At 64.6% G+C, this 26,216-nt stretch carries 18 protein-coding genes; 7 read left to right on the top strand and 11 right to left on the bottom strand.

Annotated elements, in window-relative coordinates; translation table 11 throughout:
* Positions 1–4 precede the first annotated feature (4 nt).
* The 3 genes from ACYVKQ_RS11690 to ACYVKQ_RS11700 form a co-directional block, all read right to left on the bottom strand.
* Positions 5–3,688, bottom strand: a complete 3,684-nt coding sequence (locus ACYVKQ_RS11690) for a M1 family aminopeptidase (RefSeq protein WP_460675515.1) — start codon at positions 3,686–3,688, stop codon at positions 5–7.
* 146 nt (positions 3,689–3,834) lie between these two features.
* Positions 3,835–4,737 carry an ABC transporter ATP-binding protein gene (locus ACYVKQ_RS11695; protein WP_460675516.1) on the bottom strand — a complete coding sequence of 301 codons (903 nt, stop codon included), beginning with the start codon at positions 4,735–4,737 and terminating at the stop codon, positions 3,835–3,837.
* Positions 4,738–4,840: 103 nt separating this feature from the next.
* Complete coding sequence (locus tag ACYVKQ_RS11700; RefSeq protein ID WP_460675517.1) at positions 4,841–7,441, bottom strand: DUF5686 and carboxypeptidase regulatory-like domain-containing protein; 2,601 nt, start codon at positions 7,439–7,441, stop codon at positions 4,841–4,843.
* Positions 7,442–7,727: 286 nt separating this feature from the next.
* Here ACYVKQ_RS11700 and ACYVKQ_RS11705 point away from each other — a divergent pair, with 286 nt between their 5' ends.
* Together ACYVKQ_RS11705 and ACYVKQ_RS11710 are read left to right on the top strand one after the other, a co-directional pair.
* A complete protein-coding gene (locus ACYVKQ_RS11705) occupies positions 7,728–8,996 on the top strand; it encodes a sensor histidine kinase (protein WP_460675518.1) in 1,269 nt (422 codons plus the stop codon).
* Between the two features lie 15 nt (positions 8,997–9,011).
* Positions 9,012–9,791 (top strand): LytR/AlgR family response regulator transcription factor, encoded by a 780-nt coding sequence (locus ACYVKQ_RS11710; RefSeq protein WP_460675519.1) that lies wholly within the window; start codon positions 9,012–9,014, stop codon positions 9,789–9,791.
* A gap of 75 nt (positions 9,792–9,866) precedes the next feature.
* Here the strand turns inward: ACYVKQ_RS11710 and ACYVKQ_RS11715 are convergent, their stop codons facing one another.
* The gene (locus ACYVKQ_RS11715) at positions 9,867–10,448 is read right to left on the bottom strand and encodes a hypothetical protein (RefSeq protein ID WP_460675520.1); all 582 of its coding nucleotides are present in this window, start codon (positions 10,446–10,448) and stop codon (positions 9,867–9,869) included.
* A gap of 145 nt (positions 10,449–10,593) precedes the next feature.
* On the bottom strand, positions 10,594–11,052 hold the full coding sequence (locus tag ACYVKQ_RS11720) for a hypothetical protein (RefSeq protein ID WP_460675521.1): 459 nt from the start codon (positions 11,050–11,052) through the stop codon (positions 10,594–10,596).
* Positions 11,053–11,294: 242 nt separating this feature from the next.
* On the opposite strand from ACYVKQ_RS11720, the gene aspS reads away from it, so the two are divergent.
* A complete protein-coding gene (gene aspS, locus ACYVKQ_RS11725; RefSeq protein WP_460675522.1) occupies positions 11,295–13,055 on the top strand; it encodes an aspartate--tRNA ligase in 1,761 nt (586 codons plus the stop codon).
* Positions 13,056–13,215: 160 nt separating this feature from the next.
* Here aspS and ACYVKQ_RS11730 read toward each other — a convergent pair whose 3' ends face one another.
* From ACYVKQ_RS11730 to ACYVKQ_RS11740, 3 genes are all read right to left on the bottom strand, one after another.
* Positions 13,216–13,536, bottom strand: a complete 321-nt coding sequence (locus ACYVKQ_RS11730) for a hypothetical protein (RefSeq protein ID WP_460675523.1) — start codon at positions 13,534–13,536, stop codon at positions 13,216–13,218.
* Between the two features lie 19 nt (positions 13,537–13,555).
* Entirely contained in the window at positions 13,556–13,960 is a 405-nt protein-coding gene (locus tag ACYVKQ_RS11735; RefSeq protein WP_460675524.1) for a hypothetical protein, read from the bottom strand.
* A 230-nt stretch (positions 13,961–14,190) separates the two neighbouring features.
* Positions 14,191–14,865, bottom strand: coding sequence for an MCP four helix bundle domain-containing protein (locus ACYVKQ_RS11740; protein WP_460675525.1), 675 nt, complete (start codon positions 14,863–14,865; stop codon positions 14,191–14,193).
* 195 nt (positions 14,866–15,060) lie between these two features.
* Here ACYVKQ_RS11740 and ACYVKQ_RS11745 point away from each other — a divergent pair, with 195 nt between their 5' ends.
* The 4 genes from ACYVKQ_RS11745 to ACYVKQ_RS11760 all read left to right on the top strand — a co-directional run bounded on the left by ACYVKQ_RS11745 (position 15,061) and on the right by ACYVKQ_RS11760 (position 21,791).
* Positions 15,061–18,141 carry a two-component regulator propeller domain-containing protein gene (locus ACYVKQ_RS11745; RefSeq protein ID WP_460675526.1) on the top strand — a complete coding sequence of 1,027 codons (3,081 nt, stop codon included), beginning with the start codon at positions 15,061–15,063 and terminating at the stop codon, positions 18,139–18,141.
* 127 nt (positions 18,142–18,268) lie between these two features.
* Positions 18,269–18,922: a response regulator gene (locus ACYVKQ_RS11750; protein ID WP_460675527.1), complete on the top strand. Its 654-nt coding sequence runs from the start codon at positions 18,269–18,271 to the stop codon at positions 18,920–18,922.
* Between the two features lie 576 nt (positions 18,923–19,498).
* Positions 19,499–20,293, top strand: coding sequence for a 3'-5' exonuclease (locus ACYVKQ_RS11755; RefSeq protein WP_460675528.1), 795 nt, complete (start codon positions 19,499–19,501; stop codon positions 20,291–20,293).
* Positions 20,294–20,459: 166 nt separating this feature from the next.
* Positions 20,460–21,791 carry an OmpA family protein gene (locus tag ACYVKQ_RS11760; RefSeq protein ID WP_460675529.1) on the top strand — a complete coding sequence of 444 codons (1,332 nt, stop codon included), beginning with the start codon at positions 20,460–20,462 and terminating at the stop codon, positions 21,789–21,791.
* A gap of 151 nt (positions 21,792–21,942) precedes the next feature.
* Here ACYVKQ_RS11760 and ACYVKQ_RS11765 read toward each other — a convergent pair whose 3' ends face one another.
* From ACYVKQ_RS11765 to ACYVKQ_RS11775, 3 genes are all read right to left on the bottom strand, one after another.
* A complete protein-coding gene (locus ACYVKQ_RS11765) occupies positions 21,943–23,118 on the bottom strand; it encodes a serine hydrolase domain-containing protein (protein ID WP_460675530.1) in 1,176 nt (391 codons plus the stop codon).
* 99 nt (positions 23,119–23,217) lie between these two features.
* Positions 23,218–24,651 (bottom strand): NADH-quinone oxidoreductase subunit N, encoded by a 1,434-nt coding sequence (locus ACYVKQ_RS11770; RefSeq protein WP_460675531.1) that lies wholly within the window; start codon positions 24,649–24,651, stop codon positions 23,218–23,220.
* A 12-nt stretch (positions 24,652–24,663) separates the two neighbouring features.
* Positions 24,664–26,124, bottom strand: coding sequence for a complex I subunit 4 family protein (locus tag ACYVKQ_RS11775; protein ID WP_460675532.1), 1,461 nt, complete (start codon positions 26,122–26,124; stop codon positions 24,664–24,666).
* Positions 26,125–26,216: the final 92 nt, after the last annotated feature.

Raw genomic sequence — 26,216 nt, forward strand, 5'->3', positions numbered from 1 at the left:
CGGCTTAGGCTTTCTTCTCCTCCGGCGCCTTCACGTTGTCGTCGGGGTTGCGGTCCACCAGTTTGTTCAGCGGGTCGATGCCGACGCGGTCGGGCTTCTGGGGCACGGTGAATTCGATACGGTTGCGGCCGGGCTTCAGGCGGCGCTTCTGCAACACCATGGGCACGTCCTGGTACTCGCCGTTCTTGCCTTTTTTGCGGGAAATGACGCCGATGTCGATTAGGTCGCGTGACTTCAGGTCGGGCGTTTCGTTGCCCAGCGAGTCGGCGTAGAGCTTCTTGGTATCCACCGTGAACTGCACCCGGTACTGGCCGTTGGGCAGCTTGCGGTAAGAGGCTGAGTCCACCTTGTTTTCGTAGAGCGTAATCTTCTCAAACAGGTCGGTTACCACGTACTGCAGCGAGTCGGGCGTGTGCTTGCGCAGGTAGCTCAGGAACTCCACCGAGTTGGTGTACGGGGCGCGCTGGAAGGCCACTTTGGCGCGGTATTCCTGGATGGCGCGGTTCACGTTTTGCTCGCCGATGTAGTCCTGCAGGGCGTACATCACCAAGGAACCCTTGCGGTAGTGGATGTAGGGCTGGTTTTCGACCAGGTACAGCGGCACTTCCTTTTTGCGCTCGGCGGTGCGGCCCGTCAGGTAAGAGTTCAGCTCGTACTTCAGGAACTTCTTCATCTTTTCCTCGCCGTAGAGGTGCTTCATTACCATCAGGGCGCTGTACTGACTCAGCGTTTCCGACATGAGCGTGCTGCCCTGCACGTTGCCGCCGATGATCTGGTGGGCAAACCACTGGTGGGCCACCTCGTGGGCCGTTACGTAGAGCGGGTAGTCGATGTCCTTGGGGTCGGTGGAATCCACGTCGGCAATGAAGCCGATGCTTTCCGAGAACGGAATCGTGTTCGGGAACGACTGCGCGAAGGAATTGTAGCCCGGGAATTCCAGGATGCGCACCTGCCGGTGCTGGTAGGGGCCGAAGTTGGTGGTGAAGTACTCCAGGCCTTTTTTCACGCCGGTGGCCATACGCTTGAGGTTGTACTCGTGGCCGGGCTGGTAGTAGATTTCAATGGGAATGTCCTTCCACCGGTCTTTGTACACGGCGTAGCGGGCCGAGAGGAAGGAGTAGAAGTTCAGGATGGGCGCGTCCATCTTGTAGTGGAAGTAGCGGCGGCCGTCTTTGGTCCATTCCTTTTGCAGGTAGCCCGGCGCAATGGCAATCTGGTCGGGCGAGGTGCTCACGGTGGTTTCGAAGCGCACCCAGTCGGCGTCGTTGCCGAGGTAGGTGTTCATGCGCGCCGCCGAGTCGTTCACGGCCGCCATGCGCGGCTTGGGCTTCAGGCCCTGCTCTTTCCGAATGTCGTCGTCGCTCAGCTCCACGCCATCTTGGTAGCCGATGTGGGGCAGCAGCAGCGAGTTGACGAAGGTGCCGTTGTACACCATGTCGGTGTTGGAGCCCGAGTTGCGGAAGCCCGGGTTGGTGTAGGCCAGGTCGAAAAGCAGCTGCAGGGAGTCGCCGGGCTGCAGGGGCTGCTGCAGGCGCAGCATGCGGTACTCCACGCCGCCGATTTCCTTCCGGAACACCTGCTTGGCCGGGCGGCTCAGTTCCATCTGTTTTACCTCAGCGTCGTCGCTGCCCACCAAGTGCACCGAGTCGATGGCCTGTCGGGTGCGGTTTACCAGCCAGTAGTGGCCTTTGAAGTGCACGTCGCGCTCCGCGGGGTAGATGTCGGTATTCACCAGCACCGCCGTGATGCGCGGCTGCGGACGGCCGGCGTAGCGCTTCATTTCCTTCTCGTACTGCGCCGACAGCTCCTCCTGCTCGTCGGAGGTGCGGTAGGTGTTCAGCACGTTGGTGTTGTAGTAGATGTAGCCGCCCAGGCCCACGAAGGCCAGCAGAGCCACGCCTGCTACCACCCGCAGGGCGGGCGAGAAGCTGGTTTTGGCCTGCATCCAGCGCCAGGAAAAGCGCGTTTCGGTGCCGCGGGGCCACAGCAGGGAGCTGGCCAGGGCCAGCAGCACGGCGAAGGCGGCCCAATAGGCCTTGAAGGTGAGGTACGGCCACACGAAATGCCCGTAGCCGTTCATGGCCGAGTAGCTGCCGCCGGTGTCGGAGTTGTAGGAATAGAGGTTGTGCTCCAGCCCCATCTGGCCCTTGAAGAGGTTGAAGGCGTAGTACAGCACCATGATGAAGTGGCCCATGTACTTGTTGTTGGCCAGCACCTGCACCAGCATGGCTAGCACGCACATCAGCCAGAAATCAATAAGGCGGAAGCCAAACAGCTCCTTGAGGTAGATATCCAGCTCGTAGTTGAAGTAGCCTTTAAAGGTTTGCAGCAAAATGCCGCAGAGCATGACCACCACCAGCAGCACCACCTGAATGAGCATGAGCGCGCCTAGCTTGGCCACAAACGGCACCCAGCTCGGCATGGGCATGGCGTCGTAAATCTGGTTTACCCGCGAATCCCGCTCCCGCCACACCAGCTCGCCGGAATAGAAGGTGATGATGATGAGCATGAAGAGGCTAAACGTGCCGCCCAGCACCTTCACCACCTCGGGGGTTACGGGGAAGGTGTTGGTGCCGTACATCTTCCCGATCTGCAGCCCCGACATAATCAGGAACAGCACCCCGGCCCCGGCAATGCCGATGAAGTACACGCTGCGTACCGTGCTAAAGAATTCCAACCGCAACAGCCGGCCCAGCTGGTGGATGGCCAGTCCGGTGGTAAACAGCGGCTGCACCTTGGGCAGCTTCAGCCCCTGAGGCACCTCGGCTACGCCCAGCGCCTTGGTGGGCTTGGGGCGGGGGCCGGAATCGGCGTTGTTGGCAAAGGAGAAGCGGAACACGAAGTAGCACGCGGCCAGCACCGCCAGCCCGATGCCCACCCACAGGGCGCGGTTTATCACCAGGTACTCGCTCCAGGGCAGCAGCATGCTGTTGCGCTCGGCTACGGTCCAGTAGCGCTGGGTGAGGTACACCGCGCTGCCGCCCAGCGGGTCCAGCAGGTTTTGCAGGGTGTCTTTTTCCACGTCCTGCTGCAGGGTTTGGCTGATAAAGTACAGCACGAAGAAGCCGATGCCGCCCAGGTAAATGGACAAGGCCGAGCGCGTAAGCGTGGCCACCGTGAAGAACAGCGCCCCGGTGAGCAGCACGTTGGGAATCACCACTGTCAGGTAGGGCTGCACGTACGCGGCGAGGGAGTTGGGGCCGATTTTCTCGGGCAGCAGCGTGGGCCAATAAGTGGCCAGCCACGCCCCAATGCCGGCACCCGTAAACACAAACAGCGTGACCAGCAACGAGCCCAGGAAACGCCCGCCGAGGTAGCCGGCCTTGGTGATGGGGGCCGTGTAGTACAGCGAGTGGGTGCGGTGCTCAAAGTCGCGGTACACCGGCGTGCCCATCATGGCCGAGGTGATAAACACCCCAAACATGCTCATGACCATCATCAGCCAGTTGATCTGGTAGGGCGAGTTGGCCAGTACCTTGCCCGAGCTAGCGTCGCCGATGATGATGCCGCCGCCAAAAGCGCCACCCAGCGCAATCATGGCTATAAAAGCCATCAGCGCCATGATGCCGAAGTAGATGTAGGTAGCCGGCCGCTTCAGCCGGTACCGCAGTTCAAAAAGGAATATTTCCAGGAACATGGTCGTGGGGTCGTTGGTTGTCAAGCCCCAGCCGAGACTGCAGAGCGTCATTCCGAGCGAAGTCGAGGAACCGCAGGAAGGCGGAGCCAATCTCGCGTGCTGACGTCAGATACCTAATCTGACGAAGCGGTAGAGATGCTTCGACAAGCTCAGCATGACGGCCTGGATAAGGTCTTTGGCTGGCCTGACGCGCTGATTTAAGCCTTTACCGCCTGATTAGCCGCCACCTGCTCGGCCGCGTGGATGCGGGCGAAGTACACGTCTTCCAGCGTGGGTTCCACGCCCTCGAAGCCGTTGCCGGGCTGGCCGATGCTGTGCACGTGGATGATGGTCTGGCCGGCGAACAGGCGCGAGCTAATCACCGCAAACTGCTGCTGGTAGCTGCTGAGCTCGTCCTTGCGGATGGAGCGGCGCCAGATCTGTCCGCGCATCTCCTCGATGGCCTGCAGCGGGTCGCCGGTGTAGAGCACCTGCCCCTTGTTGATGATGGCAAACTGCCGGCACAGGTCCGACACGTCCGACACGATGTGGGTGGAGAGGATGACGATGCGGTCCTCGCCGATTTCGGCCAGCAGGTTGTGGAAGCGGTTACGTTCCGTCGGGTCGAGGCCGGCCGTGGGTTCGTCCACGATGATCAGGCGCGGGTTGCCGAGCAAGGCCTGCGCAATGCCGAAGCGCTGCTTCATGCCGCCGGAGTAGCCGCCCAGGTTCTTGTTGCGCACGTGGTAGAGGTTGGTCTGCTGCAGCAGCGCGTCCACCACCTGCCGCCGCTCGCCCTTGTGGCTGATGCCCTTGAGCACCGCGAAGTGTTCCAGCAGCTCGGCCGCCGTCACCTTGGGGTACACGCCAAACTCCTGCGGCAGGTAGCCCAGCACCTGGCGCACCCGCTCAGGCTGGCGCAGCACGTCGATGTCGCCGAGCTGAATGGAGCCCGAATCGGCTTCCTGCAGGGTCGAAATGGTGCGCATGAGCGAGGATTTGCCGGCGCCGTTCGGGCCCAGCAGGCCGAACATGCCCGGCTCGATGCGCAACGACACGTCGTTGAGCGCCTTGGTCCCGTTGGGGTAGGTTTTGGAGAGGTGTTCGATGAGCAGTTCCATGCACGGAAAGGGTTAGGTGGTGGAGGCGTTGAAAGAATCGGGGATAAGATAGGCGTTTGGTGGGGGCAGTTGCCTAGTGGCCACATTTTCGTGTTTCAGGGGCCTATAGGTCGCGCCAGAGCCGCACCCGCAGGCCCGCTTCGCGCGCCTGGCCCGGCAGCAGAGTCGTGACCACGTCGGCGCGGGCATGAAACATCAGAAAGTCTCGTTGCAGACCGGCCCCCACTTCGGCGTACGGGCCCAAGGTAGGCGTGTGGAGGTAGTGCAACGTGGCCATCTCCTGTAGCTTAAGCTGGCGCAGCACGGGTACTTTGTTTAGCAGAAAGCCTTGGAAAGCGTGCTGCCAGTGGCCCTCCACAAAGCGCTGGTGGGTGCTGTAGCGGTAGTAGTCGAGCAGCTGAAACTGCCCGAAATCGGAGGTGAGCAGCAGTCGGTTGCCCGCGAAGTGACGGTAGTCCATGAACTGCAGCCGGCGCGGCCCGAAAAAGCCGCCCGCCGTGGCCGTTACGGTGCTCTGGCCCAGCAGGCCCAGGCGCTGGGTGTGGCGCAGCCCGGCCTCGGCCAGCAGGTAGCGCACGTCGGCCCCGAACACAGGCAGGGCCTGGCGGGCGCGCAGGTGTAGGGTAGGGTAGCGCGAGCCGAGCACTACTTTGCGCTCGGGCAGGGTAAGGAAGCGCTGCCCGGGCTGCCAGTTCAGCGTGGCTTCGGCCACCAGGGCTTGGCTGCGGGTGATGGGCGCGGGGCCCGTTTCCGCGCTGACGGGCTCGTTCGGCGTGAAGCGGCGGCCGGCCACGTCGTAGAACAGGCGGTCGGTATGGTTGCGCAGCGGCCGGCGGTCGGCGTAGCTCAGGCCGGCCTGCAGGTGCAGCCCGCGTAGCAGCTCGCCGCCCAGGCTGGCGGCCACGGCGTCCTGCTGGTAGAGCTTGGCGTAGTTCTCGTTGCGCCAGAGCGTGTAGTACGTGTTGTGAGCCGGCGTCAGCTGGGTGCGGTCGTTGAAGTCGAGGATGCGCCGGCCGGCGGCGAAGTGCACGGTGCGCCGCTGCTGGGGCTGAAGCAGGTACTGACCGGCCAGGTGCGGGCTCAGCAGCTGGGCCGCCTCGCCGTAGCGCAGGGTGGGCGTCAGCGTGAGGCTGCGGCCGCCGGGGTAGCGCTGCCGGAAGGTGCCGCTGGCGTGGAGCACCGCGCCTTCCACCGTATTGTACTGCAGGAGTTGCTCCAGGGGCAGGCTGGCGAATTCGCGCTGGTGGCGGGTGCTGCGGTAACGGTAGCCCCCACCCACGGCCGACAGCGGGCGGAAGCGGTTGAAGATGCGGTCCAAAGAATCCTGGTAGGCCGGCTGTTGGCGCCGCCGCTCCAGGCTGTCCTGGGTGCGGTGGTGACGCTGCTCGTCGGCCGAAAGCGGTACCGGGCGCAGTGCATCCCAGTAAGCGCCGTCCCGCTCGTTGGCCCCCACCTCCACGCACCGCACCTCACCGGGGCGCAGGTCTTCGGCGTCGGCGGTCGTCGGGGCGGCTTGGCGGGTGAGCCGCCGCAGGACGGTGCGGCGGGGGGGCGTAGCTGGGGCCGGCGGCGTCTGGGCCGGTGCGGCGGCGGCCGCCGCCGCAGCCGGCTGGGGGCGCGGGAACGTAGGCACCACGTTGCGGTAGCTCAGGTACACGCCGTGGAAGGTGCCGTGCACCTTGAAACCGAGCATCGAAAGGCCGAACGTGAGCTTCTGCGACTGACGCACCCACACCTCGGGGGCGCCGGGCGCGGGCATGAACTGCTGCTCCACGCGCAGGCTTTCGAGGTCCTTGAGCACGCGGCGGTCCAGGCTCAACGCCACGCTGTGCAGGTGCCAGCTGCCATCGACCAGGTAGATGAAGCCCGAATAGGCCGGGTCCTGGGCGTGGCGTGGCGTCACCCGGATCTTGTGAATCAGCCGATCAGCCTCGGGGCTGCTGCCCACCAGCTCGTAGCGGTAGTGAAGCAGGGCCCCGTCGGCCAAAGGCGACACGATGCCGCGGGGCGCGAAGCTGGCCCGCTGCAGGTTCTGGTACAGGTCCATTTGCACGGCCGCCACGCCGCCGTTGCCTACCTCCTGGCTGCGGCCGCTTACCCGCGTCGACACCACCCGCTCCTGGGCCGGGCCCGGCTGCCGGAACCGCAGCTCCGACACCGTTTCCTCCAAGCGCAGCACCCGCGGGTCGAGGCCTGGCGGGGGCGGGGGCAGCTTGGCCCCCAGCAGGGAAGTGGGCATTTCGGCCAGCCCGACCACGGTTTTGAGGTAAGCGCGGGCCTGGTAGGCGGCTACCTCGCGCTGGTGGTAGCGACGCCAGGCAATGGCCTGCTCGATCAGCTCGTAGGCCGGGTCGCGGCCCGGGGCGCGCACCACCACTTCGCCCAGGCGGTAGTTTTCGGCCGTCAGCGTTACGTCCAGCACCAGCACCGAGTCGCCGGCCGGCACGCGCACCGCTGCCAGCCGGGTAGCGTAGCCCACGTACTGAAAGGCGAGCGAGTAGGGGCCGGCGGGCAGGCGCAGCTGGTAGTGGCCCTGCTCGTTGGCGGCGGCGCTGCGGTCGGTGCCGCGGGCGGCCACGTTGGCAAAGCTCAGCGGCTGGCCTTGGGCGTCGGTTACCCGCCCCTGCACTATCCCGGCCCTGGCCCCGGCGGAAAGGCCGGCCAGTAGCCAAAACGGCAGCAGCAAACGAAGCAGAGTAGGCATGAGCGGCGAGCGGTTAGGGGATGTGGCTGCAAACCTATCCGGCGACGCGGGCCGCTGCCGGCCTTTTCGACTAACTCCGCCGCGGGCGTCGGCAACGCCGGCCGCGCGCCCCTGAACCCGGTGCGGCCCACGCCGCGGCCGTTGGCGTGCCCGCAGGCCCCGTTGGGGCGGCTGGGGCGCCGGGTAGTCGAATTCCCCTGGGCCGGGTCGCGTCGGCAGGTTACTTTCGTAAAGCTGCGGTGCGGGCTGATTTTCTCCGCCGCCGAATTTGACATTACGCTTGTGTATGGCTGAATTTCTGAGGCGCGGGGCTACCTCCCTGGCGGCGTGGTGGCTGCGGCCGGCCGCGCCGGGGGCCATTCCGGTAAGCATCCACGCGCTGCTGTGGGCGCTGCTGCTGGGCACCAACCTGCTCCGCCTGGCCACCCGCTGGTTTGTCGACCGGCCCGCGGACTGGTCGTGGCCGCTCATGCTTACCGATCTGGTGCTGACGGTAGCTGCCTACGCGGGGCTTTTTTATTTTACCTGGAAGGTGGTGGTGCCCCGGCACCTGCGCCACCAGCCGCTGCGTTTCCTGCTGGTGGTGTTGCTGGCCGTAGCCGCCACGAGCGTGGTGCGCTACAGCTCCAACGTGGCCCTGGGCCTGACGCCGCTGAACATGCCCGCCACGCCCAAGGCAGTGGAGGAGGGTTCCATATCTGAGTCGTTCATGACCGGGCTGCGGGCCGGCTACCGGGCGCGGCAGGTCGCAGTCGAGGCAGGGCTGGTGAAGCCAGGGGCCACCACCGGCAAGAACATCGTGCCCGCGGCTTTGATCGTGATGTTGCTGGGCATCTACCTGCGGCTGGGCCACGACCATCAGTACGAGCAGCGCCGCCGCGAAGAAGCCGAGCGGCAGCGGCAGGAGCTGGAAAAGCAGCACCTGGCCGCCGAGCTGAGCCTGCTGAAGGCGCAGATCAACCCGCACTTCCTCTTCAACACGCTCAACAACATTTACTCCCTGGCCAGCGCCGACGACGTGGATGCCCCCGCCGCCAACGCCGTGCTGCAGCTCGCGGACCTGATGCGCTACCTGCTCTACGAATCGGCCACCGATACCGTGCCCCTGCGCAAGGAGGTGGCGCACCTGCAGAACTTCCTGAGCCTGCACCTGCTGCGCCTGCCCGGCCACGACCCCGAGCGGCTGCGCTTCCAGGTGGCGCCGGAGCTGGCCGAATCGAATATTCCGGTGGCGCCCATGCTGCTGCTGCCGCTGGTCGAAAACGCCTTCAAGCACGGCGACCTGACGGCCCGGCCCCACGTGGTCGAGCTGGGGCTGGCGGGCAGCCCCGAGCAGCTGACGTTTTCGGTGCGCAACCGCCGCCGCGCGCCGCGCCCGGGCCCGCCGCAGCCCGGCGGCGTGGGCCTCACCAACCTGCGCCGCCGCCTGCAGCTGCTGTACCCCGGCCGCCACGCGCTGCACGTCGACGACTCGGCCGACTACTACCACGTGACGCTGACGCTGACCCCGGCCGCGGTGCCCCAGCCCGCCGCGCCGGCCTTCGCCACCGCCTAGCCCTATCTTGCCGCTATGGAACCTGCCCCGGCATTGCCCAACCGTATCCTCACCTGCGTCGCCGTCGACGACGAGCCGCTGGCCACAGCCGTCATGCAGCGCTACTGCGCGCAGCTGCCGTTTCTGCAGCTCGTCGGTACTTTCCACGATGCCATGTCGGCCCTGGCCTTCCTGCAGGCCAACCCCGTGGACGTGGTGTTCCTCGACATCGAGATGCCCGGCCTGACCGGCATGCAGCTGGCCCAGCTGCTGCCGCCCGGCCGCGGCCCGCGCATCGTGCTGACCACCGCCTACGACCAATATGCCGTGCAGGGCTACGAGCTGGGCGTGGCCGACTACCTGCTCAAGCCCATCGGCTTTCAGCGCTTCGTGCAGGCCGCCAACCGGCTTTACCACAGCTTCGGCCCCGAGCCCGCCGCGCCGGTTTCGGCTCCGGCCTTGGAGGCCGGGCCCGCGGCGCCGGCCGTGGCGGCGGATGCCATGTTCGTCAAAAACGAGCACCGGCTGCAGCGCGTGGCCTTCGACGACATCCTCTACATCGAGGGCATGAAGGATTACCTGATGATTTACACGGCCGAGAGCGGCAAGATCCTGACGCTGCAGTCGTTTCGGCGGGTGGAGGAGGTGCTGCCGCCGCAGCGCTTCGCCCGCATCCACAAGTCCTTCTTGGTGGCCTTGAACCGCATCGAGCACGTGGAGCGCAGCAAGGTGCAGCTGGCCGGCCGCCTGCTGCCCGTCGGCGACGCCTACCGCGACGGGTTCATGGCCCTGATCCGCGCCTACAACCAGCTCTAGGGCCGCCTCGTCTACGCGAACAAGCCCCGCCTGGCAGTGCCAAACGGGGCTTGTTCTTTTACGGGGCCAACGAGCTTATTTCAGCTCCACGCTTTGCATGATGGCCTGGGCCACGGGCTGGTACTGGGCCTGCTCTTCCACCGGGCTCAGGAAGTGAAACACGTACTGCTGGTCGCCCTCGATGGCGTACTGCATCAGCTCGTAGCGGCGCAGCGGGGCCATCATCTCGCGGCCGCGGCGCGTGTCGCCCAGCGTCGAGACGAACTCCAGCACGATGAAGTCGCGCTTGTTGACGGTCTTGATGTCGCGGGTGAGGATGTCGACCTTGGAGTAGGTGCTCTTCAGCTTCGACTCGTAAATCTTCAGCAGCAGGGCGTAATCCTTGTTGGTGAAGGTGGTCTTGCGGGCGGCAATGCTGTAGTCGATGCGGCCGGCGGGGTTGCTGAACACGGCCAGCGGCTTGCGCACGGCCGGGTACTTGGCGGCAATGGCGTCGTCGGGCAGGGGCTGAAAGTCGGCGGGCACGGCCACCGTCAGGTTCTTGGCCACCTGTACTTTTTTGAGCTTGGGCGGCGCGAAGGCGGCCAGCAGCACCGGCAGCAGCCACAGCACCGGGCGCCAGAAACGGGAAAGCGACAGGTTTTTCATATCAGTCATCGGGCAGCAAGGTAACGCGGCGGCGAGCAGGAAAATTTCGGCCGGGCGCAGCGAGCGGGGGGGAAAAGAACGTCATGCTGAGCCCCGCCGAACCGAAGAAAGGCGGGGCTCAGCATGACGACCAACGAGGGGAGGCAACGGCGCCCTAGCGGCGCTTTCGCTTGGCCACCGGCGCCGAGGGGTACTTGATGTTCACTTTCTTCCAGTACAGGTAGTTGTCGATTTTGGCTTCTACCAGGTACGTGCCGGCCGGAATGTGGCCCAGGTCGACGGGGGCGCCGGTGTGGGTGGCCGGGTCAAGCTCCTGCTCGTACACCACGGCCTTCTTGTAGTTGGTCATGGTGAGCTTGCCGGGCTTGGTGAACTGCTGGGTGAAGCTCAGCAGCACCGAGTTGGAGTTCGGCTTGGGGAAGATGTCGATGCCCGACAGGGTTTCCACGCGCTTTACCGCCCCGTCCAGAATCAGCGGCTCGGCCGAGGATTTGGACTTGATTTCGGTGCCGGTAGATTCCGACTTGGTTTTGGTCTTGACCTTGGTTTGCGCCTGCGCGGCCGAAACGGTGAGCAGAGCGGTGGCGGCGAGCAGGTAAACGGAGCGTTTCATGGGGGAGCTAGTAATTCCGCCGCAGCGGGCGGACAATTCAGGGTAAAGGTCGGGTTTCGGCGCCAGAAATCGAGGCTGAGGCGCCCTTTGCACATTCCGGGCCAAATTGCACAACGCGCCTTCTACGTGCCGATCGGCCGCGCGGCTTGCCTATCTTTGCCGGCTCCGAATTTGATCTGCCGGCCGCGTCCGAGCGGCCTCCACACGCCCGCCACCCCGTGCGCGGGCCCACTGCTACGATTATGCTCCGAACCCACACCTGCGGCGAATTGCGCCAGGAAAACGTTGGTCAGACCGTCACGCTCAGCGGCTGGGTGCAGCGCACCCGCGACAAGGGCGCCGTGCTCTACCTGGACTTGCGCGACCGGTACGGCCTCACCCAGGTCGTGTTTGAGCAGGGCGTGGAGGCCGAGCAGCTGCGCGAGCAGGCCCGCCAGCTGGGCCGCGAGTTCGTGGTGAGCGTGACGGGCCGCGTGGCCGAGCGCTACAGCAAAAATCCTAACATTCCCACCGGCGACGTGGAAATCCGCCCCGAGACGCTGACGGTGCTCAACCCGGCCAAGCTGCCGCCCTTCCTGATCGAGGACGAGACGGACGGCGGCGACGAGGCCCGCATGAAGTACCGCTACCTCGACCTGCGCCGCAACCCCGTGCGCCGCAACCTGGAGCTGCGCCACCGCCTCGCGCAGTCGGTGCGCCGCTACTTGGACGAGCAGGGCTTCCTGGAAGTGGAAACGCCGGTGCTCATCAAGAGCACGCCGGAAGGCGCCCGCGACTTCGTGGTGCCCTCGCGCATGAACCCCGGGCAGTTCTACGCTCTGCCCCAGTCACCGCAGACGTTCAAGCAGCTGCTCATGGTGTCGGGATTCGACCGGTACTTCCAGATCGTGAAGTGCTTCCGCGACGAGGACCTGCGCGCCGACCGCCAGCCGGAATTCACCCAGATCGACTGCGAAATGGCCTTCGTGGAGCAGGAAGACATCCTGCAGACCTTCGAGGGCCTCACGCGCCAGCTGTTCGTGGAGGTGAAAGGCTTCGACCCGGGCGAATTCCCGCGCATGACCTACGCCGACGCCATGCGTCTCTACGGTTCCGACAAGCCCGACACGCGCTTCGCCATGCAGTTTGTGGAGCTGAACGACGTGGCCCAGGGCCAGGGCTTCCCGGTGTTCGACAACGCCGAACTGGTGGTGGGCATCAACGCCTCGACCTGCGCCCACTTCACCCGCAAGCAGATCGACGAGCTGACCGACTTCGTGCGCCGCCCGCAGGTGGGCGCCACCGGCCTGGTGTACGCCCGCGTGGAGCCCGACGGCACGGTGAAGTCGTCGGTGGATAAGTTTTACCCGCAGGAGGTGCTGCAGCGCTGGAAAGAGGCGTTTGGCGCCCAGTCCGGCGACCTGCTGCTCATCCTGGCCGGCCCGGCCGATAAAACCCGTAAGGCCCTGAACGAGCTGCGCCTGGAAATGGGCCAACGCCTGGGGCTGCGCAACAAGGAGGACTTCCGCCCGCTGTGGGTGGTTGATTTTCCGCTGCTGGAGTTCAACGAGGAGGACGGCCGCCACTACGCCATGCACCATCCCTTCACCTCGCCCAAGCCCGAGGACATTCCGCTGCTCGACACCGCGCCCGGCCAGGTGCGCGCCAACGCCTACGACTTGGTCATCAACGGCACCGAAATCGGCGGCGGCTCCATCCGCATCCACGACCGCGGCGTGCAGGCGCGCATGTTCGAGCTGCTGGGCTTCTCGCCCGAGGAGGCCGAGGCGCAGTTCGGCTTCCTGCTGAACGCCTTCGAGTACGGCGCCCCGCCCCACGGCGGCATTGCCTTCGGCTTCGACCGTCTCTGCTCCATGTTCGGCGGCGCCGACAGTATCCGCGACTTCATTGCCTTCCCCAAAAACAACTCCGGCCGCGACGTGATGATCGACTCGCCCTCGGAAATTTCGCCGGCGCAACTCAAGGAGCTGAGCATCGATACCAAGGTGGAAGCGGGGAAGTAACTGCAGGCCAATCTCATGCTAAAACAACAGCGGTGCCTGAAGCTTCAGGCGCCGCTGTTGTTTTAGCATGAGATTGGCAGGACAAACTAGTAAGCCTGGCCGTGGCGGAGTTGATCCTTGGCCATATCGATGAAATGCCGCCTGAAAGTCGGCCATTCGGTTACGAAGTACAAACTGGAGCGTTCAAAGCTGTAATCGGCAAACCAGTTTTCGTAAAAAAATACTTGTTGCCTAGCTGGTCGATGGCTCCAAACGCACTCAGATAAGCCTTAGCGTTCAGCCGGGCTACATCGGCGGCGGGCAGATAAGTACTCAGTTCCGTTGGGGTTACCCCTGTCGCAAGCAGGTAAACGGTGCTAGCAGCCATTAGCGGCGCTTTTTTTGCTAAGCAGGCCTGCACAAATTGAATTCGCTCGTTGCTGAGAGAAACCCTCCCACGCTTCACGAACCAATTGCGCAGGATATCTCTTGTGCGGCTCATCTGGCGCAGGGTTCGGGCCTCAGCGGGTGTAATAGTCGGTGTAAGTGACGGTGCGCTTCGAGTCGGTCCAGCGCAGGTGCAGCGAACGGGGCGTGTGCTCGACGATGAGCATTTTATTCGGGATGCTGCCGGGCACGTTGGCATTGACAATGAGCGTGTCGCCGCTACGCGTGTAGGTATAAGTGTCGGCGGTGCTCAGACGCGATTGACGGGAAATCCACTCGGAACCGGTCAGCTCCAGGCGCAACGTGCCGGGTTGGTGCGGCGAGTTGAACCACGGCGTCAGCGTGCCATCCGGGGCGACGTTGTGCCCGATGGTTCGGGTCTTGTTCCAGGAGCCTTCCAGGGTGGGCGTCGGCTCGGGGTCTTGCTGCTTGGAGCAGGCCGAGGCCGTCAGGAGCCCTCCCAGCAGCAAGAAAGACAACGGACGCGGAAATGAGGTGAGCTGCATAGAATGGAATTCCTGTTCGGGATAAATTGGGCCTAAAGTAAGCGAAGAGTAGCTTCCGGGTTGCGCCAGTGCCTCTGCCTGCCACTTGATAGGCCGTTGCCGGCGAGCGGTTCGGCCTTCCGTGGCGCGCTACGACGAAGTATGGTAGTAACGCTGCGGTAACGAAGTACCGACAAGTCTATTGCGCTAACCCAATACAGGCTTTAGTTCAGCCGGAAGTTCTTCAGGCTGTCCGGCAGCAGCGGGTGCTTGTCGAGCAGCAGCGCCTGCTGAATGGCCAGCATAAAAATGACCAGCAGGGCAATCTGCATGTTGCTCAGCAGCACCGCGTTGCCCTCGATGGCGGCGGAGCCTTGCGACAACTGCTGCCCAACCTGCAGTTGAATCTGGTTGAGGCGGGCCAGATCGGTGTGAATGCGGCCGAACTGCTGCCTCAACTCGGCGGTCTGCGCGGGGGCTACGGGGCTTTGGGCGGTCATCAACTGGCTTTCCACGGCGTTGTAGCGGTGCAGCCGGGCTTTGAAGTCGCGCAGTACCTGGTTTTCCTCGGCCACGAGGTAGGTAGCCTCGTAGCGGCTGATCAGCGAATGAATTTCAGCGTTGCGGCGGGTCAGCTCTTGCTGCGTCTGCTGCTGCCCGGCCGCCGACGGCTGAGCGAGGTAGCTTTCCAGTACGTGCCGCTTGGTATACATCAGGTCATTCAGCTCGAAAAGGCCGGCGGCCGGCAGCAGCCGGTCCTGGTACAGCGACGACACGGAGCTGTTCATGTCGCTCATCAAGCGCTTTTCCCATATGCTGCTGCCGAGCACGACCAGCAGCACAATCAGGAACATGGCGGCGGGCTTGGCCTTGTGGTGAATTCGACGCAAGGGGTTCATGGCAGGGAGGGCGGGAGGGAGTGGATCTATAAAGTACTAAAAAGCTGACAAACCAATGCGGGCAATGGGGCTTGGCGGCCGGTTGAGGCCCTTGCAGGACCGGCGGGGACCGGTAGCCCACCATGCCCGGCCGCACTGCTCGTTCGGGAGCCAGCTGATTTGACAAGCTGCCCGCGACACGCTTTCTTGCAGGCAATGAGTTCATTTATGCGCTGGCAGCCCGCTTGGCTGCCCTTGGTTGTAGCCTTGCTTACCGGCTGGCTGGCCCGGCCGGTCGCGGCCCAAAACCTGACGTTTCGCACGCTCTCCACGCAGCACGGCCTGTCGGAAAACAGTGTCGCCGGGGTGGTGCAGGACCGCCGCGGCTTTTTGTGGCTGGGCACCCAGGACGGGCTCAACCGCTACGACGGGGCCTCCTTCCGCGTATTTCGCAGCAACCCGCAGCAGCGCGGCAGCCTCGGCAGCAACTTTATTCAGGCGCTGGCCGCCGACGCGGCCGGCGGGGTGTGGGTGGGTACCGGCGGCGGGGGGCTGAGCCACTACAACCCGCTGAACGAAGCCTTTACCACCTACGAGAGCGGTACCGGCCCCGGGGCCCTGGCCGACAACTTCGTGCGGGCCGTGCTCGTGGACCGGCAGCAGCGCGTGTGGGCCGGCACCGAAAACGGGGTAAACCTACTCGACCCCAAAACCGGGCGCTTCCGACTGTTTCGGCACCCGCAGGCCGTCACGGGCAGCGTGCGCGGCAACTCCATTCGCAGCATCGAGCAAACCAGCGACGGGCGCGTGTGGGTGGGCACCGGCGAAGGCCGCATCAGCTACGTCGACGAGGCCGTTGGGACGCTGGTGCCGCTGGCCGACTGGGCGCCCGGCAACGCCATCAAGACCATGGCCGCCACCGCGAACGGGGGGCTGTGGGTGGGAGCCGAAAACGGGGGGCTCTGCTATTTGAGCCTACGCACGGGGCAGCGCAACCACTTCCGCCACGAGCCCGGCCGCGTGGGCAGTCTGCCCACCAACAACGTACACGCCGTGCTCGTGGACCAGCAGCAGCGCGTGTGGGTGGGCACCCAGGAGGGGCTGTGCCGCTACGATGCCGCCGCCAACTACTTCATCAACTGGCAGCACCTGCCCAATACCCGCCATAGCCTGCCCACCAACAAGGTGATGAGCCTGTACCAGGACCGTTCGGGCCTGCTCTGGGCCGGTACCGATCAGGGCGTCAGCAGCTTTGAGCCCCGGCCCAACGCCTTCGCGCAGCCCATTCCGGCGCGCTTTACCGGCTCGGTATGGTCCATTGCCCAGGACGGCGCCGGCCGCCTTTGGGTAGGCACCGAAAACAACGGCCTGCTGCGCCACGACCCCGTAACGGGCCGCGTGACCACCTACCGCGCCAACCTGGCCGATCCGCAGGCCCTGCCCGACGACTTTATCCGCGCCCTGTGCCCCGACCGCGCCGGCCGCCTCTGGGTGGGTACACAGAGCAAGGGACTGGCTTACCTCGACCCGGCCACCGGCCGCTTCCGCCGCTTCCGCCACAACCCCGCCGACCCCACCAGCCTTTCCGACGATTTCGTGCGCTGCGTGTACGAAGACCGGCAAGGGCGCATCTGGGTGGGCACCGAGGGCGGCCTGAACTTGCTCGACCCGGTAACCGGCCGCTGCGCTGTGTATCGCCACAACCCGCGCGACCCGCTCAGCCTGAGCAGCAACTTCGTGCGCTGCGTGTATCAGGACCGCAAAAACCGGATGTGGATTGGCGTGGGCGGCGGCGGGCTGAGCCTGTTCGACTCGCGCACGGGCCATTGCCGCACCTTTCGTGCGAATCCCGCCGACCCGAATAGCCTGAGCAGCAACTTTGTGCGCTGCATGCTGGAAGACGAGCAGGGGCGCCTGTGGCTGGGCACCGAGGGCGGCGGCCTGGCCTGCCTGGTGGACGCGGAAAAGGGCCGCTTCCTGATTTACCGCGAAGCCCAGGGCCTGCCCAACGACGTCATCTACGGCATGGCCGCCGACGGCGAAAACAACCTGTGGATGGCCACCAACAAGGGCATTGCCCGGTTTTCGCCGCGCAACGGGCAGTTTCGCACTTACGACATGCGCGACGGCCTGCCTCAGGACGAGCACAACGCCGGCGCGTACTGGCGCAGCCCCGACGGCCGCCTGTTCTTCGGCGGCGGCAACGGCGTGGTGGCCTTTCAGCCCGCGGCCGTGCGCTTCAACGCCGTGCCCCCGCCCGTGGTGCTCACCGGCTTCCGCAAGTTCAACCGCTGGGCCACGCTCGATACCAGCATCACGGCCAGCCGGCAGCTCACCATCGCCCCGCGCGAAAACTTCTTCTCCATCGAATTCGCCGCGCTCAATTACCGCCTGTCCGACAAAAACCGCTTCGCTTACAAGCTGGAGAACTTCAACGACAAGTGGATCGACGCGGGCAACCAGCGCCAGGCCACCTACACCAACCTCGACCCGGGCACCTACGTGTTTCGGGTGCGGGCCGCCAACAACGACGGTGTGTGGAACAACGTGGGCGCCTCCCTACGCCTGGTGGTGGAGCCGCCGTGGTACCAGACGTGGTGGTTCCGCATCCTGGCCAGCTGGCTGGTGTTCGGGCTGCTGTTTCTGGCTTACCGCGTGCGCGTCAGCCAGCTGCTGGCCCTGGAGCGCGTGCGCCACAACATCGCCCGTGACCTGCACGACGACATGGGCTCCACGCTCTCGTCCATCAGCATCCTGAGCCAGCTGGCGCGCACCCACCAGCAGCGCGGCAACGCCGAGCAGTCCTCGCAGCTGCTGGAGCAGATCGGCGACTCCTCGCGCCGCATGCTCGACTCCATGGACGACATTGTGTGGGCCATCAACCCGGCGCACGATTCGATGGAGTCGGTGACGTCGCGCATGCGCTCCTTCGCTTCCGACGTGCTCGAAGCCCGCGGCATCGACTTTATCTTTAAAGTGGCGCCCGAAGTGGTGGAGCACCGCCTGCCCATGCGGGCCCGGCGGGAGTTTTTCCTGCTCTTCAAGGAAGCCGTCAACAACCTGGCGAAGTACTCCAAGGCCGAGTTTGCCAGCATCAAGCTCGACTACGAAAACCGCTGCCTGGTGCTGCGCGTGGAGGACAACGGCGTCGGCTTCGACCCGAAAGCCCCGGCCCAGGGCGGCGGCAACGGCATGACCAACATGCGCAGCCGAGCCGCGGCCATCAAGGCCGAGCTGACCATCGACACGGCCCCGGGTCAGGGCACGCGCATGGCGCTGCGCGTGCCGATGAAGTAGTGAAACGGGCCGGGCGTGGCGCGGCCGGCTGCGGCCCGACTCACATCATCATGCGACTAAGGCGCGTGTGCCCATTGCGTACCTTCGCAGCACTCTGATCCGCACCACCTTACCACCGTTCAAGCCCATGGAAACCCCCGATACCCGCGTCCTGATTTACGAAGACAACCCCGACCTGCGCCTGAGCCTGAGCCATTTGCTCGGCGGCACGCCGGGCCTGGAGCTGGTGGGGGCCCTGGGCAACTGCCAGCAGGTGGAGCACGACATTCCGCGCCTCAAGCCCGACGTGGTGCTCATGGACATCGACATGCCCGGCATCAACGGCATCGAGGGCCTGAAGCGCATCAAGGCCAACTCGCCCAAGGTAAGCGTGGTGATGCTCACCGTGTTCGAGGACAACGACCGGGTGTTCCAGGCCGTGTGCGCCGGCGCCGACGGCTACTTGCTCAAGAAAACGCCGCCCGCCAAGCTGCTCGACGCCATCGGCGAAGTGCGCGCCGGCGGGGCTCCGATGACGCCCGCCATTGCCCGGCAGGTGCTGCGGCTGTTTCCCAAGCCCGTGGCCCCGCGCCAGCACGAGGATTCCCCGGCCAACCTCAGCGCCCGGGAACAGGAAATCCTGGGGCTGCTGGTGGAAGGCTACAGCTACAAGATGATTGCCCACGACCGCGGCATTTCGCTCGATACGGTCCGCTCGCACATCAAGAAGATCTACGAGAAGCTGCACGTACGCTCCATGACGGAGGCTGTAAGCAAAGCGCTGCGCCAAGGACTTACCTAAGAGGCTTGTAATTATAGACCGGCATGCTGCGCTGGTCGAAGCATCTGCACCGAACAACTTCGTCCCAGCGAAGCGGTACAGAGGCCTCGACCGGCGCAGCATGCCGGTTTTTCTACCGGCGACCAGCGGGCATTGCGCACAAGTGCGGCCGGGGCCCCGCACCGGGCATCACATCATCATGTGATTGACGCGCCGCCCCAAATTGTCGACTTTGAGGCCGAGTCTACCCCCTGCGGGTATGGCTGATATGCTCCACTCTCCACCACCGACCGCTCATGTCTGCGAAATCCCGTCGGCAGCTGCTGATTTCCATGCTGGGCCTGTGGCTTACCGGCAGCCCGGCCCTGGCGTAACGCGGCGCAGCCGCGTTTTTCGCCCGACACACCTATTGCCCCGGTAGCAGCGGCCGTCCGGGGAGCTGAGCATACCCCGTGCGCCCGACTGGTCCTGGTTACCGGTCGGGCGTATTTTTTTGTCCGGCCCGCCCCGATGCCGGCCAAAACAAAGGCCCCCGCATTGGCTGTTTGAGCCCCGGTAACCTATCTTCGTTACCGACCCTCCGTTTAGCCGTGCCCTATGCAACTGCTCCGTAACCTGAAGCTGACCGACGTTTTCGTGCTGGACATCGAAACCGTGCCCTGCGTGGGCTGCCACGAGGAGCTGGACGAGATGCTGCGGCACCTCTGGGAGCATAAGGCCCAGAGCCTGCGTCGGCAACAGGGCTTTCCGAGCTGGGGTGCCGAGGAAATCGAGCCCATGCCCGACCGCCTCACGGCCGCCTCGCTGTTCGCGCAGGCCGGCATCTACGCCGAGTTTGGGCGGGTGGTGTGCATTTCGGTGGGCTACTTCTACTACGACGCGCAGGAGCAGCTGCGCTTCAAGGTGAAAAGCTTCGCCGGCGACGACGAGCCCACGCTGCTGCGCGACTTTGTGCGGGCCCTCAGCAAGCGGCCCACCTTCACGCTCTGCGCCCACAACGGCAAGGAGTTCGACTTCCCGTACCTCTCGCGGCGCATGCTCATCAACGGCGTGGCGCTGCCCCCGCAGCTCGACGTGGCCGGCAAGAAACCCTGGGAAATCAACCACCTCGACACGATGGAGCTCTGGAAGTTCGGCGACCGGAAATCCTTTACCTCGCTGGCCCTGCTGGCGGCCATGTTCGGCATTCCCACGCCCAAGGACGACATCAACGGCGCCGATGTAGCCCGCGTGTACTACGAGGAGCGCGACCTGCCGCGCATCGTCAAGTACTGCCAGAAGGACATCATCACCACCGCCCGCCTGCTGCTTAAGTTCCGCGGCGACGAGCCCTTCGAGGACGACGCCGTGGTGTATGCCGACCAGCCCGAAATGGTGGTCCTCCGCAGCTAAAGCGGCTGACGGCCGAAACGGCCGTGGAGCAGTCCGGAAGCACGCCGGACCTAAAATACAAGGTGGCCTGCGGGCCACCTTTTTTTATTCCACAATAAATGAATTTGAAATATGTTTATAAAAATTAGTATTATTATCTATGGTCTAATGTTTAACCCCTACGGTAATGGCGCAGAACGTGTTGGAGGAAGTGTCGGCTTGCTTTACGGCTCCGGCCGTTAGCCAGGCGAGTGCGGCGGTGGGCGAAAGCGAAGCCGGGGTACGCAAAGCCCTTCCCAAAATTGTACCGTTGGTCCTGAGCAGCCTCATCAAGCTTTCGGAGCAGATCGGCGGAACCGATGTGGTGTGGTCCATGGCGCGCGATGCGCACGAAGCCGGCACCCGCGCCGATGTGTTGGCCGTCGGCGCCCCCCGCGGGCAGGAGCTGATGAAAGCCCTGCTGGCCGACCACTACAGCGGCCGCATTGCCTCGGTGGCCACCGAAAGCGGCATTCGCTCGGAGGCCGTGGAGCAACTGCTCGGCATGGCGGCCCCGGTCATGCTCGGCGTGCTCGGCGACCGGGCCGCCGCCGAGCAGCTCGATGCCGCCGGCCTGGGCCGCTGGCTGCAGAGCCAGCGCAGCAGCGTCACGGGCCTGATGCTAACCGATGCGGCCCTGAACCGAGCTTCCGGCAACGGGCACCACCCCGCGTCGGCGCCGGAGCCCGCCCCCGCGGCACGGCTGGGCTACGCGCCCGCCGCGGCCGAATCCGGTGCCGAGCGCAACGCCCGGGCCATGCAGTGGCTGGTGCCGGCCGCCATCATCGTGCTGGCCATAGTGGTAGGCTACTGGCTGGGCCGCCGTCCCGCCCTGGATGCCACCACCGCAGGGGCGCCGGCGCTTGTCACGGCGGGAGTAGGGGCAGGAGCTCAGACATCGGCGGCTGCGCCTGACCGCTACGCAGCCAGTGCCACGGCCAGCGCAACACCCGTGACCACCGTGAGTGGGCGCTACGACGCGGCCACCGAAAACTACATCTACGACACCGGCCAGCCGGTGCGGCTGACGCTCGTCGACGGCTCGACCCAGACCGTGGGGGCCAATTCCACGGAAAACAAGCTCTACACGTTCCTGGCCGATGCCTCGATGCAGGTCGACCCCGTCAACCGCACCAAAGGCTGGATCAACTTCGACCGGGTGTACTTCGACACCAAGAAGGCCACGCTCACCGACGAATCGATGGCGCAGCTGCGTAACGTGGCCAGCATCCTGAAGAGCTTCCCGGCGGCGCACATCAAAATCGGCGGCTACACCGACACGACGGGCTATTTTAAGGACAACCTGCGCCTGAGCGAGCAACGGGCTTTGGCGGCCATGGGGGCGCTGGTGGACATGGGCATTGCCGCCAACCGCATCGAGGCCAAGGGCTACGGGCAGAAGCACAACATCGCCAGCAACGAGACACCGGTGGGACGGTCGCTGAACCGGCGCATCAGCGTGCGCGTGACGCAGAAATGAAGCCAGGCGCTGAGCAGACTGGTCGGTAGGGAGGCAGCAGCGACATCGCCCTGCCCAGCCGCGGCCGGCAAGCTAAGCCTGATCGGCGGTCAGGCAGACGCGTGGCCAAAACCCGCAGCCAGCTTAAACTCGTGCTAATTCCCCGGCTGGCCTATCGACCCGCCACAGCGGCTTCGTGGGCTTCCAGTGCACGCCAGATGGCAACCATTTGGGCGGTGGTTCGAGTTGAGGCGTCTACGTTGGTTATCAGCAGTTTGCCAATGCCGGTGGCCGGGGAGAAAAACATGAACACGGTGCTGCCCGGGTCGCTGCCGGTGTGGCCGATGGTGCCGTTGGCGCGCATTACCCAAAAGATGCCCGCATTGGTTTCGCGGGAAGGCAAGCCTGGGGGCAGGCGTTCGGCCGAAAACTGCGGACCGAGCATCGCCCGAAATGACGCCGGGCGCAGCAGCGCAGATGGCTCGCCTGCGTAGCCTTTGAGGATTTCGCCGAGGTAACGGGCCAGGTCGCTGCCCGAAAGGTGCAGGCCCCCATCGGGATAAGTGATGAGCGAATAAGGCGGGTAGGCGCGGCCGCGGTGCTTGTAGTTGGTGGCCCGGCTAGGCGCCTGTGCGGCGTCGTAGTGCCAGGCGGCGGTGCGGAGCTGCAGCGGCTGGAACACGTGCTGTTGGGCGTAAGTTGCAAACGGCTGCTTGGTCCGGACTTCGATCAGGTAGGCTGCCAGCGCCGTGCCGAGGTTGCTGTAGGCGTAAGCTGTGCCGGGCGCGGCGGTGCCAAAGTTACCTGCTCGGTAGTAGCGGCCTCGCGGCTCGAAATAGCTGCGCAGAAAATCGGCCAGGGGCGGTACCGCTTGGCCTGCGCGCCCGCGCTGAAACCGGTAAGACTTGCGGTACACCGCGGGGCGGTCGAGAATACCGGCTGTGTGCGTGGCTAAGTGGCGCACCGTAATGGGCTGTGCGGGGTAGCGCGGGTGCACCACCGCGAAGGGCAACAGCTCGTTGATGGGCGTGTCGAGGGTAAACAAACCCTGCTCCACGGCCTTCATCAGGGCCACGCCTACCACCGTTTTGCTCACCGAGCCCAGGTTCTGAATGGTCTCAGGCGTATAAGCGCGCTGCTGCCCGACATCCGCGAAGCCGAAACCGCGTTGGTAGCACACCGAATCTTTGGTGACGATGGCCACGCCAAAGCCCGGCAGCTCCGAGCTGCGGTAGCGCTTTTCCAGGACGGCCGTCAGCGAATCGGCCTTGTGCTGCTGGGCGCTAGCCGGGCGGAATACGGCCAGCAGCAGGCCAGCCAACAAGCAAAGTGTGAAGGGAACACGCATAGACTTTGGTAGATGGCCGGAGCGTCGGAGACGTTGTTCGGTCCAATAAAAAAGGCGGCTGAGTGGCCGCCTTTTTGTCTTAAAATGAGCACCGAGTGCTTACTGCACGTTCAGTACATTTTCCACGATGCCCGGCACCAAGCCCAGCAGCACGGTAATGCCGACCAACAGCACGAGCACCGCCGATTGGAAGCTGTTCACCGCTACCGGGGCCTCGGCGCCTTCCACGGCCGGGCGCATGTACATGGCCATGATGGGGCGCAGGTAGTAGTAAATCCCCACGGCCGACATCACCACGGCGAAGATGACCAGGCCGATGTAGCCTTGCTGCGCGGCAGCCGAAAACAGGTAAAACTTGCCGAAGAAGCCGCCCGTGAGCGGAATACCCGCCAGGGAAAGCATCGACACGGTCATGGCAAATGCCAGCAGCGGGTTGGTGCGAGCCAGGCCGTTGAGGCCTTCGTAGTCGTCGCGCTGGCGCTGGTCGTGCACGAGCTTGAGCACGCCGAAGGCAATAACGGTAGCCACCGAGTACGCCAGCGAGTAGAAGAAGATGGCGTTGGCCGACAGGAAGCCGCTGCGCAGCGCCACCAGGGCCAGCAACAGGTAGCCCGCGTGCGAGATGCTGGAGTAGGCGAGCATGCGCTTCACGCTGGTCTGAGCCACTGCCCCCACGTTGCCGATGAGCAACGTCAGCACCAGCATAGCCGTGAGCGTGGGCAGCCAGAACGCAATGGTGTCGCCGCCAAAAGCCACGATCAGCAGCTTGAAAAAGCCCGCTATACCGGCCGTTTTTACCACCGTGCTCATGTAGCCGGTGAACACCGTTGGGGTGCCCTCGTACACGTCGGGCGTCCAGAAGTGGAACGGCGCGGCCGAAATCTTGAAGCCGATGCCCACCAGCATCAGCAGGATGCCGATGTACATCATGGGCGTCATTGCAGCGTCGGCGGTGGGGATGGCGCGCACGGCCACGCCCATCTGGGCCAGGTCGAAGGTGCCGGTAGCGCCGTAGAGCAGCGTCATGCCGAAGAGCAGCACGCCGGTGGCAAAGCAGCCCATCAGGAAGTACTTCAGGGCAGCCTCGTTGGAGCGCAGGTTGCTCTTATCGGAGCCGGCCAGCACGTAGAGGGCAATGCTCAGCGTTTCGATGCCGAGGAAGAGGACGAGCAGGTTGTTGTAGCTCACCATCATGATGGCACCCACCAGCGAAAACAGCAGCAGGCTGTAGTACTCGGCCAGGTTGGCTTCGCCGTCGCGCACGTACTTGTGCGAGAAAGGCAGCAGCAGCAGCGTGGTCAGCACCATCACGGCCGTGAACACCTGCGCGTAACGGTCGAAGGTGAGCATGCCCACAAAGTAGGGCGAGCGGTTCCAGGCGGCCAGCGGGCCGGTGTCGAGGCCGGCAACGTTTACCGCAAAGACCACTGCCAGCACCAGCAGCACCGCCGGCAGCAGCAGGCGGTTGGAGCGCAGGAAGCCGAGGAAGAGATTGGCCAGCCCGGAAACGGAAAGCAGAATAATCGAGAGCATGGGGCGGGAGGCTTAGCGGTTGATCTTCAACAGCAGCAGGTTGATGGCCGGCTCGGAGATGTGCAGGAAGGTGCCGGGAAACAGGCCGATCCAGAACACGAGCACCACCAGCGGCACCAAGACGGCCAGCTCGGCGCCCGTCAGGTCGCGGATGACGCTGGAGAACGAGGAGTCCGGGCCGAGCATGACGCGCTGGAACATGCGCAGCAGGTACACCGCGCCGAAGATGATGGTGAGGCCGGCCACGGCGCCCAGCCAGGGGTTGAAGCGGTACACGCCCATCAGCAGCAGGAACTCGCCCACGAAGCCGTTGGTGAGCGGCAGGGCCACGGTGCCGAGCAGCAGCACCAGGAAGGTCACCGACAGCAGCGGCGTGGCGCGGGTCAGGCCGCCCAACTCAGGAATCTGCCGGGTGCCGGTGCGGCGCTCAATTACGTCGGCGATGAAGAACATGCCGACCACGTTCACGCCGTGAGCCAGCATCTGAATTACGGTGCCCTGCAGGCCTACGTCCGTCAAGGAGAACATGCCGGCAATCATCAGGCCCACGTGCGAGAGCGAGGAGAAGGCAATCAGGCGCTTCACGTCGCGCTGGCGGATGGCAATGAGCGCGCCGTAGATGATGCCGATAACGGCCAGCACCATCACGGCGTCTTTCCACTGGCTCACGCCCAGCGGCACCACCGGGAACACCCAGCGCAGCGTGCCGTAAATCCCCATTTTGAGCATGATGCCCGACAGCAGCATGGTAGCCGGCGCGGGCGCCTGCTCGTAGGTGTCGGGCTGCCAGGAGTGCAGCGGGAAGATGGGCATCTTCACGGCGAAGGCCGAGAAGATGAGCAGGAACACCCACGACTGCTCCTGGGCGGAAAGGCGCAGGTTGTAGAAGGCATCGAGGTCGGAGCTGCGCACGGCACCGTTGGTGCCGGTCATGTAGTAGAGGTACACGAAGCCCGCCAGCATCAGCAGCGAGCCGACGACGGTGTAGATGAAGAACTTCAGCGTGACGGCCACGCGCCGCTCGCCACCCCACACACCGGCCAGGAAGTAAATCGGAATCAGCGCTACTTCCCAGAAGAAGTAGAACACGAAGGCGTCCATGGACAGGAACACGCCGAGCAGGCCCGTCTGCATGAAGAGCACCAGCGCGTAGAACACGGAGGGGTTCTCGTAGTCGTGGCGGAAGGAGGCCAGCAAAATCAGCGGCACCAGGAAAGTGGTGAGCAGCACCATCAGCAGGCTCAGCCCGTCAACGCCGATGTGGAAGTTGATGCCCGCCGAAGCCAACCACGGGTAGTTGATTTCGAAGTGCGGCACGGAGTAGTTGGTCTGAAACTGGAAGGCCATGTACACGGCCAGCGCCAGCTCCACCAGCGAAGCGCCAAAGGCCAGCGCCCGCGCAGCACCACCACGCACGAAGTGCAGCAGTAGGGCGGCGGCCACGGGCCAGATAAGCAGAAGGGCAGTCAGCATTTTTGTCGGGGAGTGATGCTACGGCAGCGGGCCAGAGCGCCACGAGGTTTAAGCTGCGAGTATCTTCTTGAGGAAAACAGGACTTCGATGCT

Source organism: Hymenobacter coalescens (assembly GCF_054783195.1).

What these genes read in the sequence shown, in the direction of transcription:
- ACYVKQ_RS11730 (WP_460675523.1), bottom strand. Translation starts at nt 13,536, where the DNA reads ATGAGCCGCACAAGAGATATCCTGCGCAATTGGTTCGTGAAGCGTGGG.
- ACYVKQ_RS11775 (WP_460675532.1), bottom strand. Translation starts at nt 26,124, where the DNA reads ATGCTGACTGCCCTTCTGCTTATCTGGCCCGTGGCCGCCGCCCTACTG.
- ACYVKQ_RS11760 (WP_460675529.1), top strand. Translation starts at nt 20,460, where the DNA reads ATGGCGCAGAACGTGTTGGAGGAAGTGTCGGCTTGCTTTACGGCTCCG.
- ACYVKQ_RS11740 (WP_460675525.1), bottom strand. Translation starts at nt 14,865, where the DNA reads ATGAACCCCTTGCGTCGAATTCACCACAAGGCCAAGCCCGCCGCCATG.
- ACYVKQ_RS11755 (WP_460675528.1), top strand. Translation starts at nt 19,499, where the DNA reads ATGCAACTGCTCCGTAACCTGAAGCTGACCGACGTTTTCGTGCTGGAC.
- ACYVKQ_RS11695 (WP_460675516.1), bottom strand. Translation starts at nt 4,737, where the DNA reads ATGGAACTGCTCATCGAACACCTCTCCAAAACCTACCCCAACGGGACC.
- ACYVKQ_RS11715 (WP_460675520.1), bottom strand. Translation starts at nt 10,448, where the DNA reads ATGACTGATATGAAAAACCTGTCGCTTTCCCGTTTCTGGCGCCCGGTG.
- ACYVKQ_RS11745 (WP_460675526.1), top strand. Translation starts at nt 15,061, where the DNA reads ATGAGTTCATTTATGCGCTGGCAGCCCGCTTGGCTGCCCTTGGTTGTA.
- ACYVKQ_RS11705 (WP_460675518.1), top strand. Translation starts at nt 7,728, where the DNA reads ATGGCTGAATTTCTGAGGCGCGGGGCTACCTCCCTGGCGGCGTGGTGG.
- ACYVKQ_RS11770 (WP_460675531.1), bottom strand. Translation starts at nt 24,651, where the DNA reads ATGCTCTCGATTATTCTGCTTTCCGTTTCCGGGCTGGCCAATCTCTTC.
- ACYVKQ_RS11700 (WP_460675517.1), bottom strand. Translation starts at nt 7,441, where the DNA reads ATGCCTACTCTGCTTCGTTTGCTGCTGCCGTTTTGGCTACTGGCCGGC.
- ACYVKQ_RS11720 (WP_460675521.1), bottom strand. Translation starts at nt 11,052, where the DNA reads ATGAAACGCTCCGTTTACCTGCTCGCCGCCACCGCTCTGCTCACCGTT.
- ACYVKQ_RS11710 (WP_460675519.1), top strand. Translation starts at nt 9,012, where the DNA reads ATGGAACCTGCCCCGGCATTGCCCAACCGTATCCTCACCTGCGTCGCC.
- ACYVKQ_RS11690 (WP_460675515.1), bottom strand. Translation starts at nt 3,688, where the DNA reads ATGACGCTCTGCAGTCTCGGCTGGGGCTTGACAACCAACGACCCCACG.
- ACYVKQ_RS11765 (WP_460675530.1), bottom strand. Translation starts at nt 23,118, where the DNA reads ATGCGTGTTCCCTTCACACTTTGCTTGTTGGCTGGCCTGCTGCTGGCC.
- aspS (WP_460675522.1), top strand. Translation starts at nt 11,295, where the DNA reads ATGCTCCGAACCCACACCTGCGGCGAATTGCGCCAGGAAAACGTTGGT.
- ACYVKQ_RS11750 (WP_460675527.1), top strand. Translation starts at nt 18,269, where the DNA reads ATGGAAACCCCCGATACCCGCGTCCTGATTTACGAAGACAACCCCGAC.